13 protein-coding genes are annotated in these 13,358 nt (G+C 65.0%); 11 read left to right on the forward strand and 2 right to left on the reverse strand.

Annotated elements, in window-relative coordinates:
• The first annotated feature begins 36 nt into the window (after positions 1 to 36).
• Genes EN943_RS05575 through EN943_RS05585 form a run of 3 tightly spaced genes read left to right on the forward strand, consistent with a single transcriptional unit; the run spans position 37 to position 3,816 of the window.
• Positions 37 to 957: a sugar ABC transporter permease gene (locus tag EN943_RS05575; protein ID WP_127411824.1), complete on the forward strand. Its 921-nt coding sequence runs from the start codon at positions 37 to 39 to the stop codon at positions 955 to 957.
• Positions 957 to 1,814, forward strand: a complete 858-nt coding sequence (locus EN943_RS05580; protein WP_127411825.1) for a carbohydrate ABC transporter permease — start codon at positions 957 to 959, stop codon at positions 1,812 to 1,814. Before EN943_RS05575 ends, EN943_RS05580 begins: the two co-directional genes overlap by 1 nt.
• A gap of 22 nt (positions 1,815 to 1,836) precedes the next feature.
• Positions 1,837 to 3,816 (forward strand): glycoside hydrolase family 127 protein, encoded by a 1,980-nt coding sequence (locus EN943_RS05585; protein ID WP_127411826.1) that lies wholly within the window; start codon positions 1,837 to 1,839, stop codon positions 3,814 to 3,816.
• Here EN943_RS05585 and EN943_RS05590 read toward each other — a convergent pair.
• Positions 3,803 to 4,540, reverse strand: coding sequence for a gamma-glutamylcyclotransferase (locus tag EN943_RS05590; RefSeq protein WP_127411827.1), 738 nt, complete (start codon positions 4,538 to 4,540; stop codon positions 3,803 to 3,805). The genes EN943_RS05585 and EN943_RS05590 overlap by 14 nt on opposite strands.
• Before the next feature lie 116 nt (positions 4,541 to 4,656).
• On the reverse strand, positions 4,657 to 5,511 hold the full coding sequence (locus EN943_RS05595) for an AraC family transcriptional regulator (RefSeq protein ID WP_245475588.1): 855 nt from the start codon (positions 5,509 to 5,511) through the stop codon (positions 4,657 to 4,659).
• 175 nt (positions 5,512 to 5,686) lie between these two features.
• Between EN943_RS05595 and EN943_RS05600 the strand changes: the two genes are divergently transcribed.
• The 8 genes from EN943_RS05600 (at position 5,687) to EN943_RS05635 (ending at position 13,355) form a co-directional block, all read left to right on the forward strand.
• Positions 5,687 to 6,451 carry a phytanoyl-CoA dioxygenase family protein gene (locus EN943_RS05600; RefSeq protein ID WP_127411829.1) on the forward strand — a complete coding sequence of 255 codons (765 nt, stop codon included), beginning with the start codon at positions 5,687 to 5,689 and terminating at the stop codon, positions 6,449 to 6,451.
• A 230-nt stretch (positions 6,452 to 6,681) separates the two neighbouring features.
• On the forward strand, positions 6,682 to 7,704 hold the full coding sequence (locus EN943_RS05605; protein ID WP_127411830.1) for an ABC transporter permease: 1,023 nt from the start codon (positions 6,682 to 6,684) through the stop codon (positions 7,702 to 7,704).
• A gap of 38 nt (positions 7,705 to 7,742) precedes the next feature.
• Positions 7,743 to 8,711, forward strand: a complete 969-nt coding sequence (locus EN943_RS05610) for a sugar ABC transporter substrate-binding protein (RefSeq protein WP_127411831.1) — start codon at positions 7,743 to 7,745, stop codon at positions 8,709 to 8,711.
• Between the two features lie 60 nt (positions 8,712 to 8,771).
• The gene (locus tag EN943_RS05615) at positions 8,772 to 10,289 is read left to right on the forward strand and encodes a sugar ABC transporter ATP-binding protein (RefSeq protein ID WP_127411832.1); all 1,518 of its coding nucleotides are present in this window, start codon (positions 8,772 to 8,774) and stop codon (positions 10,287 to 10,289) included.
• A gap of 11 nt (positions 10,290 to 10,300) precedes the next feature.
• Positions 10,301 to 11,251: a ribokinase gene (locus EN943_RS05620; RefSeq protein ID WP_127411833.1), complete on the forward strand. Its 951-nt coding sequence runs from the start codon at positions 10,301 to 10,303 to the stop codon at positions 11,249 to 11,251.
• Entirely contained in the window at positions 11,248 to 11,709 is a 462-nt protein-coding gene (gene rbsD, locus EN943_RS05625) for a D-ribose pyranase (RefSeq protein WP_127411834.1), read from the forward strand. The genes EN943_RS05620 and rbsD overlap by 4 nt, the downstream gene beginning before the upstream one ends.
• A 1-nt stretch (position 11,710) precedes the next feature.
• Positions 11,711 to 12,541: a 3-methyl-2-oxobutanoate hydroxymethyltransferase gene (locus tag EN943_RS05630; protein WP_127411835.1), complete on the forward strand. Its 831-nt coding sequence runs from the start codon at positions 11,711 to 11,713 to the stop codon at positions 12,539 to 12,541.
• Between the two features lie 121 nt (positions 12,542 to 12,662).
• The gene (locus EN943_RS05635; protein WP_127411836.1) at positions 12,663 to 13,355 is read left to right on the forward strand and encodes a DUF2270 domain-containing protein; all 693 of its coding nucleotides are present in this window, start codon (positions 12,663 to 12,665) and stop codon (positions 13,353 to 13,355) included.
• Positions 13,356 to 13,358: the final 3 nt, after the last annotated feature.

Consider the following 13,358-nt stretch of genomic DNA (forward strand, 5'->3'; position numbering starts at 1 on the left):
CAAGGAGGAGGGGGACGCAGCGCCAAGGGAACAGCCATGACCTCCATCGCAGCAACCACCGCCCCGCCCCGCGCCCGCAAAGTCGCCGGCCGCCAACAATGGATCGGCCTGCTCTATGTCGCGCCGGCTGTTGCGCTGGTCGTCGTCTTCTTCCTGATCCCGCTCGGCATGACGGCGTGGATGTCGCTGCACAACTGGCCGCTGATGGGCGAGCACAGTTATATCGGCCTCGGCAACTATATCGCCATCCTGCGCGACACCAGGTTCTGGAACGCGCTGCGCTTTACCGCCTACTACACCGTGATCGTCACGATCGCGATCTTCGTGGTGGCGTTTCCGCTGGCGCTGTTCGTCGAACGGCCGCGGCCGCTGACCAATCTCTACCGGACCATGTTCTTCATGCCGGCGGTTGTCGGCTTCGCCTCGGCCAGCCTGCTCTGGTCATGGCTGCTGAACGTCGATTCCGGCCTGTTCAGCCCGGCCGCCTATGACCTTGGCCTGATCGACAGGAAGTTCAACCTTTTGGCCACCTTCCAGCCGGCCTTCTGGTCGATCATCGCCATGGTCGTCTGGAAGGTCGCCGGCTTCACCATGATCATCCTGATGGCCGGCCTGCAATCGATCCCGCAGGACCTGCAGGAAGCCGCCGTCATCGACGGCGCCGGCCCTTTCGCCAGGTTCCGGGCGATCACCTTGCCGCTGATGCGCCGTACGCTGGCGCTGGCGCTGATCCTCTCCGTCGCCGGCTCGATCCTCGCCTTCGACCAGTTCTATATCATCCTGCGCGGCGGCCCGCGCAACCAGACGCTGACGGCGGTCTACTGGATTTTCAACCAGTCCTTCGTGTCGTTCAAGCTCGGCTATGGCGCGGCACTTTCCATGGTGCTGCTCGTCGTCCTGGTGGCGCTCAGCCTCGTCCAACTTTGGCTGTTGCGCAAACCCGAGGGGCTCGACTGATGGCGCAGGCCGCCTCCCGCAACCGCAAGCTCGCCGCCCGCATCGCAGAGCATTCGACCGGCATCGTCGCCTCGGTGCTGTTTGCCGCGCCGATTGTTTGGGCGGTGCTGTCGGCGTTCAAGCCGGCGGCCGAAGCACGCCTGCCGCCGCTGCCGCCGTGGCCGACGTCGGGGTTCTCGCTGGAGAACTATGCCACGCTCAACAGCTTCGGCGACGGGCTGTGGGTCTCGGCGCAAAACAGCATCTATGTCTCGGTGATGACGGTGGTTCTGTCGGTCGCCGTCAGCGTGCTGGCCGGCTACGGCTTTTCGCGGTTCCGGTTTCCGTTCAAGGACCTGTTCTTCATCCTCATCCTGTCGACGATCATGATCCCGTTCCAGTCGATCCTGACGCCCATCTTCCTGGTGCTGACCAAGCTCGGCCTGCACAACACGCTGACCGGGCTGGTCGGCGTCTATGTGACGCTGCAACTGCCGTTCTCGATCTTCATGATGCGCAACGCCTTCGACGCGGTGCCGCGCGAGATCGAGGAAGCCGCTCGCATGGACGGCGCCGGCAATCTCACCATGCTTTGGAAAGTGATGCTGCCGCTGGTCTGGCCGGGCGTCGTCACCATCGCGCTGTTTGCCTTCCTCGGCGCCTGGAACGAATTCCTCGCCGCACTCGTGCTGATGACCGACCAGTCCAAATTCACGCTGCCGGTGATGATGACCGCACTGCAGTCGGGCCGCTTCGGCGCCATCGACTGGGGCGCGGTGCAGGCGGGCGTCACCGTGATGATGGTGCCGTGCCTCATCCTGTTCCTGGCGCTGCAGCGCTTCTACATCCGTGGCTTGATGGCCGGGGCCGTCAAATAGACAGACCGAATGGAGTAAGTTCATGACCGCATCGCCATCCGCAAAAACCGGAAACCCAAAGCTCGCCTTCCGCCCGTTGCCGGTGCCGCAGGTCGACGTGCACGGCTTCTGGGGCGACCGCGCCGACGCCGTAGCCACGCGCACCGCCGATATCCTCTACGAGCGCTGCGTCGAGGCCCGCATGCTGGAGCAGATCGATCCGGACCGGCCCTCGCCCGGCGTCGTCATCCCCTTCCACTCGCCCTCTCCCGACGAAGCCGACCGCCAGGGCGCGGAATTCACCGGATCGACGGTGACCACGCAGATGTTCTGGGATTCCGATCTCGGCAAGACGATCGAGACCGCGGCCTATTCGCTCTACCGGCGCAAGAATCCCGAACTGGAGAAGAAGATCGATGCCGTCATCGACATGTATGGCAGGCTGCAGCAGGAGGACGGCTATCTCTCCAGCTGGTATCAGCGCATCCAGCCCGGCAAGCGCTGGACCAATCTGCGCGACTGCCACGAGCTCTATTGCGCCGGCCACCTGATCGAGGGCGCGGTCGCCTACTACCAGGCGACGGGAAAACGCAAGCTGCTCGATATCATGTGCCGCTATGCAGACCATATCGCGTCCGTGCTCGGTCCCGAGCCCGGCAAGAAGAAGGGCTATTGCGGCCATGAGGAGATCGAGCTGGCGCTGGTCAAGCTGGCACGGGTGACCGGCGAGCGCAAATACATGGAGCTGGCGAAATACTTCATCGACCAGCGCGGGCAGCAACCGCATTACTTCGACGAGGAGGCCCGCGCTCGCGGCGCCGACCCGAAGGCCTATCATTTCAAGACCTATGAATACAGCCAGTCGCACATCCCGGTGCGCGAACAGGACAAGGTCGTCGGCCATGCTGTCAGGGCGATGTACCTCTATTCCGGCATGGCCGACATCGCCACCGAATATGGCGACGATACGCTGCGAGCAGCACTCGACCTTCTGTGGGACGATCTCACCACCAAGAGCCTCTACATCACCGGCGGACTGGGACCGTCGGCGCACAATGAGGGGTTCACCAGCGACTATGACCTGCCCAACGAGAGCGCCTATGCCGAGACCTGTGCGGCGGTCGGCCTGGTGTTCTGGGCCAGCCGCATGCTGGGCATGGGGCCGAACGCCCGCTACGCCGACATGATGGAACGCGCCCTCTACAACGGTTCGATCTCGGGCCTGTCGCTCGACGGCTCGTTGTTCTTCTACGAGAACCCACTGGAAAGCCGGGGCAAGCACAACAGGTGGAAGTGGCACCGCTGCCCGTGCTGCCCGCCCAATATCGGACGCATGGTCGCCTCGATCGGCAGCTATTTCTACAGCCTGGCCGACGATGCGCTGGCCATCCACCTCTATGGCGACTCCACCGCACGTTTCGACATATCGGGCGTCCCGGTCATCCTGACGCAGACGAGCAGGTATCCCTGGGACGGCGCCGTCGAGATCACGCTCGAACCGCAGGCGCCGGTCGAATTCACCTTGCACCTGCGCATTCCCGCATGGAGCGCCAGTGCCGGACTGAAGGTAAACGGCGAAGCCATCAAGCTGGCTGAAATCACCAGCGACGGCTACGCCGCGATCAAGCGGACATGGAAAAAGGGCGACAATGTCCGGCTAGATCTCGAAATGCCGATCGAGCGGCTCTATGCCAACCCGCAGGTGCGCCAGGATGCCGGCCGCGTCGCGCTGTCACGTGGCCCGCTGATCTATTGCGTCGAGGCATCAGACAATGAGAGCCAGCCGCATCGCCTGACGCTGCCGCGGACGGCCACCATCGAAGCGCAGCACCGGCCGGAACTTCTCGGAGGCGTGGTGACGCTGTCGACCGCGGCACTTGCCGATGTCTCCGACGGCTGGCAGGACGGGCTCTACAGGCCCGAGCCGCCGGCCACCGCGCAGACGCGCCTGACCGCCATTCCCTATTTCGCCTGGGACAACCGCGAGCCCGGCGAGATGCTGGTATGGCTCAGGGACGGGTGAGGCGCGGCACCCTTCCGATCTCCTCGGCCACCAACGCTTGCAACGCCCACAGATTGCGGTCGCGGATGCCGCACGCATCCAGGTGGCGGATGGTCTCGAAAAGATATTGCGCGCCCGAGCCCCAATGTCCGACGGCGGTGGCCAGCGTCGCAGCGATCGCCTGCTTGTCGAGCTTGCCGGCATAACGCGGATTGGCGGGATCGACGACGAAGCCGAGCGCGCGGCATGAGCCGCCTTCGGTCCTGACCTGCAGCCAGCGCGGCACGTTGACGGCGGGCAGGATGGTCATTTCGCGGCGCAGCAGCGCTTCGAGGTTAGCCGCCACCGGTTCCGCGATCTCGAACACCATACCCTGGCACTGGCCGCCGCGATCGAGCGCCATCATCAAGCCGGGCTTTTCGACCGTGCCGCGAAAACGCTGCACCGTGAAGCAGAACGAACGATGCCAGCCGCTGGCCACCGCGCGTTCTCCGCCCCTCACCTCGCCGGCGGGCTTCCACAGCAGCGAGCCATAGGCAAATAGTTTCAGCGGCCCGGCCGGAGAGCCGGCCAGCACCTCGTCGCGGATACGCGCATAGTCGGCATCGGTCATGTGAACCATGCCCGGCGTCGGCCCGGCATCCTCGACAGCACGCATGGTGCGGGCGATGAGGTCCTCGGTCAGCGCCATCGGCGCCTTGCGCGGCGGGGACGTGCGAGGTGCGGTGGAAATTGGCTTGTTCATGTTCGTGCCTCGGCCATCGTCGCCATGTTGCCCAGGGACCGGAGATTCTCAAGGCCGGCCCGACTCAAGACCTGAACGGTTGCGGCCAACCGCCTGAAAGGAATCGTAAGTATCAACTAACGTCCCGGCGCAACACTCAGTTCGCTGCGCCGCCAGGCCGCCGGCGAGATGCCCACCGAACGCTTGAACTCGCGTCCGAAATGATAGACGTCGCAAAAGCCGCAGGCCTCGGCGACCTCGGCCAGCGGCTGGTCGCCCTGCACCAGCAGCGATTGCGCCTGCATCAGCCGCTCGCGCATCAGCCATTGGTGAGGGCTCGTGCGCAGATGTTTCTGGAACAGCCGCCTTATCTGCGAGGCGCCGAGGCCGGTGACGGTGGCAAGGTCCGGCGCCGTCCAGGCGGAACCGGGCGCGGCGCGCATGGCGTCGAGTGCTGCGGCAAGCGGCTTCGGCAGATCGTCATTGCCGGCACCGTTCACCGCACGGTCGACCAGCAGCAGGAATTCGGCGACCAGCTGGTTGAGGCGCAGGTCGAGCCCGGCATCGCGCCGCCGCAATGCCGCGAACAGCCGCTCGAACCACGGCGCCGGGCCGGTGCCTTCCGTGAACACGGTCCGCAATATCCCTTCGCCGAACAGTTTGCGCCGCAGGATGGCCGGATCGGGTCCGTCGAGCCTGAACCAGAGCAGGGTCCAGGGATCGGCCGGATCGGCCGCGTGCACATGCGGCGCCTCGTTTGCCATCCACACCAGCTGGTTCGCGCGCACCTCCAGCCTTTGCCCCAGCGTCTCCACGAAACCCCGGCCGGACAGGCAATAGAGGATGTCCTGGCCGGGATAGACGGGCCGCTCGATGCGATAATCGGACGCCGCGGCAACCTTGCCGGCGCGCAGCACGCTGAACGCCGTGCGCGTCCATCCGGCCGCCGGCACATAGTGGAAACTCTCGAAAACCGATGTCTTTCCTTGCATGCGCGTTTTATACAAAGAGAGTGCCTTGCTGTCCATTTTGTTCGCTGCCAGGCGCCGCTATGGTCGTTCTCAAGAGGACGGGATCTCGGCAAGCAGTGGCCGGATCCCTCGAGTTTTGCGGGTCTCCAGGCGCTTTGCGCCAGTGGCGGCCCGATGGGACCAGGGAGGCAAGACGATGTTGGCAATGACCAAGCAGGAAACCGAGCTCTATGCCCGCGACGGGTACATTATCCGCAGGGGGCTGCTGAGCGTGGCGGAAGTGGAGGATTTCCGCGGCCATGCCCGCAAGCAGCTCGAGGCGGAAAACAAGAGCGGCGCCGTGATGGCCAAGGGCGACAAGGAGGGCAAGACCACCCTTCTGAAGATGTGGACCAAGGCCGAAGACGACAAGTACGGTCTTCTGGCCCGCGACGAGCGCATGGTCGATCTGGCCGAGGCAGCCGTTGGCAAGCCGATCTACCTCTACAGCCACAAGATGACGATGAAGCAGCCCAACGAGGGCGGCGCTTGGGAATGGCATCAGGATTTCGGCTACTGGTACAATTACGGCTGCCTGGCGCCGGAGATGATGAGCATCTATGTCGCGCTCGACAAGGCGACCCGCGAGAACGGCTGCCTGCAGGTGCTGAAAGGCACGCACAAGCTCGGCCGCCTCAACCATATCAGGGAGAACGACCAGACCAATGTCGAGCAGGAACATCTGGACGCGGCGCTGAAGCGCTTCGAGCACATCTATGTCGAGATGGAAGCCGGGGACGCCCTGATCTTCGACGGCAATCTGCTCCACCGCTCCGATGCCAACCGTTCGGACACCTATCGCTGGGGCTATATCTGCTCCTACAACGCCGTGGAGAACGCGCCCTTCAAGAAGGTGCGCGACTACGGAAACTTCGACGAGATGCGCAAGGTGCCGGCCGGCTCTTTTCGCGAGGCGTCCTGACGCTGCAAATACAGGGTATGGGCTGTGATGCCCGCACCCGGCCATGATCCGGCGAGCCGCAACGGCTTTTCGAAAAATCATGACCGAACAGGGAGATAAAGCCTGATCCTGAATCAGTTCGGGACAGGTCCTGAAGCAGCGGCCCGCGCACGAGCTCGGCTCGGGTCGATGAAAACGGAGGGTGGCCACGCTGGTGAGGACCGGCGGGCCACGCGCAGGGAGGATACTATATGGCCGATGCGGTCAGGACCGGCGCGCGCGCGCCAGCCACGGACCGATTCACGGTGGCGCGGCTGTTGCGGGCGCGCGAGGCGGGCGTGTTCATCGCGCTGCTCGTGCTGTGCCTGGTTTTGTCCTTCGCCACCGATGGATTCCTGACATCGCTGAACCTGCTCAATGTCGGGCGCCAGATCTCGTTGCTCGGGATCATGGCGGTCGGCATGACGTTCGTGCTGATCGCCGGCGAGGTCGACCTGTCGGTCGGCTCTACCTATGCGTTCTCAGGCCTCGCCACCGGTATGCTGATCATTGCCGGCTGGGCGCTGCTGCCGGCGATCGGAGTCGGCCTGATGACCGGCGTCGCCATTGGCCTCATCAATGGCGTGCTCTCCACCTATGGCCGCCTGCCCTCGCTGATCGCGACGCTGGGCATGCTATCCATCGTGCGTGGTGCCGCCCTCATCTTGACCAATGGCCAGCCGGTGACGGTCAACGCCCGCAACGGCGCACTGCCCGACGTGCTGCAGACCTTCTCTTTCATCGGCCAGGGCTATCTGTTCACCATCATCCCGATGCAGCTGGTGTTCTTCGTCATCGTCGCGGCGCTGGCCTGGATCGTGCTGTCCTTCTCCAATTTCGGCTTCCGCGTCTACGCCGTCGGCGGCAGCGCCAAGGCCGCGCGTGTCTCCGGCATCTCCGTCAACAAGGTCAAGATATCAGCCTTCATCCTGATGGGCGTGCTCGCCGCTCTCGCCGGCATTCTGGGCCTCGCCTTCCTGCCCTCTAGCCAGGCTGGGCGCACCGGGCTCGGCCTGGAGCTCGACGTCATCGCCGCCACCATCGTCGGCGGCGCCTCGCTGTCGGGCGGCGAAGGCACCATCCTCGGCACCATTCTGGGCGTGCTGATCATCGGCGTCATGCGCAACGGCCTGGTGCTGCTCGGCGTGTCGCCCTTCGTGCAGGAACTGATGATCGGCCTGGTCATCATCATCGCGGTCGGCATCGACAAATGGAGCACGCGCCGAACGGGTTAATCGCAAAAACAGAAGCAACCAAAAAGGGAGGACTATCCATGAACATCAGACACGTCATTCTCGCAGCCACGCTCGGTCTGTTTCCACTGTCGGCCCACGCCGAATCCAAGCTCGCCGATTTCGCCCTGGCGCCGCGCATCAAGGCCAAGATCGATGCCGGGCAGCCGCTCGACATCTACGTTTCCTACCATGACGTCTCCAACGAATTCGCACCGTTCATGAAGGCTGGCGTCGAGCGCGCCGCCAAGGAGGACAAGGTCGGCGCCCAGTTCATCGGCCCGGTCGGCGCCGATGCCGACGGCCAGATCTCGGAGATCGAGACGCTGATGGGCAAGATGGACGGGCTGGCGATCTCCTCCGTCTCCACCGACGCGCTGGCGCCGGTGATCGACCGCGTCATCGCCGCCGGCATCCCGGTCGTCACCTTCAACACCGACAATCCGGAGAGCAAGCGCCTCGCCTTCGCCGGCCAGGACCTCGTCCAGTCCGGCCGCGAGGCCGGCAAGCTGATGGCCAAGGTGCTGGGCGGCAAGGGCAAGGTGATGATCACCACCATCGACGCCGCCGCACAGTGGTCGCTCGACCGCGAGAAGGGCGCGCGCGAGGCGCTGAAGGCCGAGTCCGGTATCGAGGTGGTCTCGACGCTCAACACCGGCACTGACCCGCAGAAGATCTATGCGGCGATCGAGAACGCCATGCTCGCCAATCCGTCGATCACCGGCGTCCTGTCGCTCGAATGCTGCTCGACGCCGGCCGCCGGCACTTGGGTGGAACGCAACAAGGCCGCCGACAAGGTCAAGGTGGTCGGCTTCGACCTGCTCGACCAGACTGTGCAACTGGTCCAGGACGGCAATGTCGATGCCACGATCGACCAGGCGCCCGAAAAGCAGGGCTTTGCCGCGGTCGACCTGATCGTGCAGTTCCTCAGCGGCAAGCCGATCGACAATGTCGATACCGGCGTCGGCATCTACACCAAGGAAAACATCGCCGAGGTGGCCAAGAAGTAACAAGCCAGCCCTGCGGGGGCGCCGGCTTTGGGCCGGCGGACCTGCTTGGTCAGCCCGCCAATGACAGAGCAACAGACCCCCGCCCCCATCGTCGAAATCTCCGGACTGACCAAGCGGTTCCCCGGGGTGCTGGCACTCGACCGCATTTCCGTCGGCTTCCGGCCCGGCGAGGTGCATGCCGTCATCGGCGAGAACGGCGCCGGCAAGTCGACTCTGATGAATATCCTTGCTGGCGACCTGCAGCCGGACAGCGGCGAAATCCGTATCGACGGCAGCCCCGCCACCATTGCCTCGCCGCTGGCCAGCCGCGCCGCCGGCATCACGGTGGTCTACCAGGAACTGGCGCTCTGCCCGACGCTGACCATCGCCGAAAACATCATGATGTCAGACATGGCGGCGCGCTCGTCGCTGTCCTTCGTACCGCGCGACCGGATGCGGCGCGAAGCGCGCTCGGCATTGACCCGGCTGGGCATGGGCGCGCTCGATCCCGACACCAGGGTCGCGCGCCTGTCGGTGGCAGAGATGCAGCTGGTCGAGATCGCCGGCGCCATCCGCCAGCGCGCCCGCGTGCTGGTGCTCGACGAACCCAATTCGGCGCTGTCCAAGCGCGAGAGCGAGCGTCTGTTCGAGATCGTCAGGCAATTGCGCGGCGAAGGCGTCACCGTGATCTACGTCTCGCATCACCTGAAGGAAGTGCTCGACCTTGCCGACCGCGTCACCGTGATGCGCGACGGCCGTACCATCGAGACAATGGACAATGACGGCCTGTCGGAGGACCGGTTGATCCGCGCCATGGTCGGCCGCGATCTCGACACGGCGGCGCAATGGTCGCTGCAAGCTGAAGCGCGGTCGGATGACGCGCCCATAGTGCTGTCGGTCGAGAAGCTGACCGCGCCAGGGGTGGACAGGCTGAGCTTTCATGCCCGCGCCGGCGAAATCCTCGGCATTGGCGGCCTGCCGGATTCCGGCAAGGACATGCTGGGCGAGGCGCTGTTTGGCCTGTGCCAGCGCAGCGGCCGCGTCACCATAGACGGCAAGGAATTGCGCGCAGCCGACCCGCAAGCCTCGATCCGCAACGGCATGGCGCTGGTGCCGGCCGACCGGCGCGGCGCCGGTGCGCTGTTGTCGATGAGCGTCGCGAACAATGTCGTCTCGGCCTCGCTGCCGCGCTTCTCGCTGGCTGGCTTCATGCGGCGTGGTGCCGTGCGCCGCGAGGCCCGCGCGCAGGTCGCGCGGCTTGACGCGCGCATTTCACATCTTGGCCAGAAACTGGCGACACTGTCGGGCGGCAACCAGCAGAAAATCATCCTCGGGCGCAGCCTGGTCACAAACCCGCGCGTGCTGGTGCTGCACGAGCCGACGCGCGGCGTTGATGTCGGCGCCAAGGCCGAAATCTACGCCATATTGCGCGGCATCGCCGCCGAGGGCGTCGCGGTGGTGATGATCTCGTCGGAGATCCCCGAGTTGATCATGAACGCCGAACGCGTTCTGGTGCTGCGCAATGGTGGCATATCGGGCGAACTGACCGGAGCCGGTATCAACGAGGAAGCGATCCTGGCCCGCGCCATGGCATCCTGAACGAGGCACTGATGAGCACACCAAGAATTACAATCGTCGGCAGTTTCGCGGTCGGCCTGACCATGCGGGCGCCAAAACTGCCGATCTTCGGCGAGACGATGCTCGGCACCGATTTCGACATGGGCGCCGGCGGCAAGGGCTCCAACCAGGCGGTGGCCACGGCAAGGCTTGGTGCGCGTTCGGCGCTGGTCGCCATCATCGGCACCGACAAGCTGGCCGGCATCGCCACCGACCTCTATGCCGCCGAGGGCGTCGATGCGAGCCTGGTCACGACGAGAACCGAGCGCGCCACCGGCGTCGGTTTCATCATCCTCAACGACAAGGGTGAGAACTTCATCATCCTCGACATGGGCGCCAACGAGCTGATGGATGCCGCGACCGTCGACGCGGCCGAAGAGCGCATCGCCGGGAGCGATGTCGTCATGACCGTGCTCGAAGTGCCGATCGCCGCCGCCGCCCGCGCCATGCAGCTTGGCCGCAAGCACGGCGCCCGCACCATTCTCAATCCGGCACCGGCACGCCAGCTTCCCGACGCGATCTTCGCCTCCGTCGATTATCTGACCCCCAACGAGAGCGAGTTGCGCATCCTGCTCGGCCTGCCCGCCGACGACCCACGCTCGTCGCGCGAGCTTGCCGGCGAACTGCGCCGGCGCGGCGTGCGCAATGTGGTGGTGACGCTCGGCCGCAGCGGCGCGCTGATCCTGACCGACGATCTCGATGTGATGGTGCCAGCCGTGCCGGTCGCCGTGGTCGACACCACCGGCGCCGGCGACGCGTTCAATTCCGGCTTCGCGGTGGCGCTGGCCGAAGGACGCGACATCGTCGACGCGGTCCGCTTCGGCGTCGTCTGCGGCGGCATCGCCTGCACAAAGCTCGGAGTCATTCCGGGCCTGCCCGGGCGGGCACAGGCCGACGCGCTCTATGCCGAAGCAATGAAGACAACCTGGAAGGAAACGACATGAACCGTAACCGGCTGCTCAACGCCGAACTGTCGCACGCCATCGCCTCGATGGGCCATGACGACCTGATGATCGTCTGCGATGCGGGCTTTCCGATCCCGTCGAGCGCTTGGCGCATCGACCTCGCCATCTCCCCCGACGTGCCGGATCTCGAAACCGTGCTGGCGCCGATCGCGGCCAACCTGATCGCCGAGCGCGTCGGCTATGCCGATACGCTGCCGGCGCACAATGCACCGCTGCTGGCCAAGCTGAAGCGGCTGTTTCCCGACGCCGATTTCGAGACCACGACGCACGAGACCATCCTTGGCGAAATGGCGGCCAAGGCCAAGGTCATCGTGCGCACCGGCGCTTTCGATCCGTGGGGCAACATCCTGCTCTATTCCGGCGTCGACGTGCCGGCATGGTTCTCCAAGCCCGGTGTCGTCGCGCCCGACTACTATGCCAAGAAGCTGAAGGGCTGAGATGCCGCGCATCTTCGACTTCGGCGGCCGCGAGGTCGAGCGCAGCGTGACGGTTGCTGGCCTGCGCGCGCTGAAGGGCAGCGGACGGCGTGTCGCCCAGGTGACCGCCGAAACCGCCGAAGAGGCAGCAGCCGCCGAGGCTGCCGGCATCGAGATGGTCGTCTGCCGCGCTGCCAACGTGCCCCGCGTGCGCGAAGGGTCGCGCCGCGTCTTCGTCACCGCCGCGCTAGGCTTCGCCGACGCGGTGACATCGGACGAGATCCTGCGAACCGCCTTCTCCGCTATCACGGCGGGTGCCGACGCCGTCATCACCGGGCGTGGTCTCGACACCGTGCGCATGCTCGCCAACGAACAGATCCCGGTGATGGGCCATCTCGGTTTCGTGCCGCGCAAATCCACCTGGGTCGGCGGCATCAGGGCCGTCGGCAAGACATCAGCCGAGGCGCTCGACTTGTGGGAGCGTTTTCGCAGGTTGGAAGACGCTGGTGCCTTTGCCGTCGAATGCGAGATCATCGCTGCTGAGGTGATGGCCGAGATCAACCGCCGCACATCGCTGGTTACCGTGTCGCTCGGCTCGGGCGCCGAGGCCGACGTGGTCTTCCTGTTCACCTCGGACATTTGCGGCGAGAGTGCCCGCCTGCCCCGCCATGCGCGAGCCTGGGGTGATCTGACCGTGCTGCAAAAGGCAGTGAGGGATGCTCGGGTCGAAGCATTGTCGGGCTTCCGCAACGAGGTCGCGGGCGGCAGCTACCCCGGCAACGCCGAGGTCGCCGGCATCGCTCAGGCGGAACTTGACGGTTTTCGCGAGCGGCTGGAGTCGGAACGGGACTAGAAGCTCTATGCCCTCTCCATGCAAGGCAACGCCGCTTCGTTGATCCAGAGGCGCCCATGACCGCCTAGCACCAGGGAACAATGTTGCCGGCAAACTGTTCTGTTCCTTGCCGGAGGATGCCATGAACGACGCGTCGGCAAAGCCCGCTGGCCCCGTCCTTTCATCGGCGGAGCGCGTCAACACGCTGTCCCATTTCCACCGCGCCGAGATCGCTCGCATGGCGGGATGGCGCGACCGGCTCGACCTGACGACCAACTGGGCAATCACGGTGGCGGCGGCGCTGCTTTCGGTATCACTGTCGACGGCGAGTGCACATCACGGCGTGCTGCTGTTCGCCATGCTGCTGATCCTGCTGCTGCTGTGGATCGAGGCGCGCCGCTATCGGTTCTTCGACTTCTATCGGGCGCGCGTACGCCAGTTCGAACGCCACTATTTCGCGCAGATCTTTTCCCCACAGCCCGACTTCGCCTCGGATTGGCTGCTCATCGTCGGCGAAGGCCTGCGCGCGCCAAAATTCCTGCTGTCGCAGCGCGTCGCGCTAGCCCGTCGGCTGCGGCGAAATTACATCTACCTGTTCCTGATCCTCTTGCTGGCCTGGGTGCTCAAGATATCCACACCCAGCCTTCAAACCGTGGGCGTCAGGACCGGTTTTGCCGGCTCGCTTCGCGAAGCCGTGGACAGCGCCGCCCTTGGTCCCGTTCCCGGTGTGGCGATCGTGGTTGTCGTGGCCGCATTCTATGTCGGGTTGCTTGCCATCGTCTTTTTCACGGCCGATGACGACGGCGAACTGTCCTTTGGCGACGTGCATGTTTGACGT

Origin of the sequence: Mesorhizobium sp. M7A.F.Ca.US.006.01.1.1, assembly GCF_003997935.1 — a bacterium.
Classification (GTDB): domain Bacteria; phylum Pseudomonadota; class Alphaproteobacteria; order Rhizobiales; family Rhizobiaceae; genus Mesorhizobium.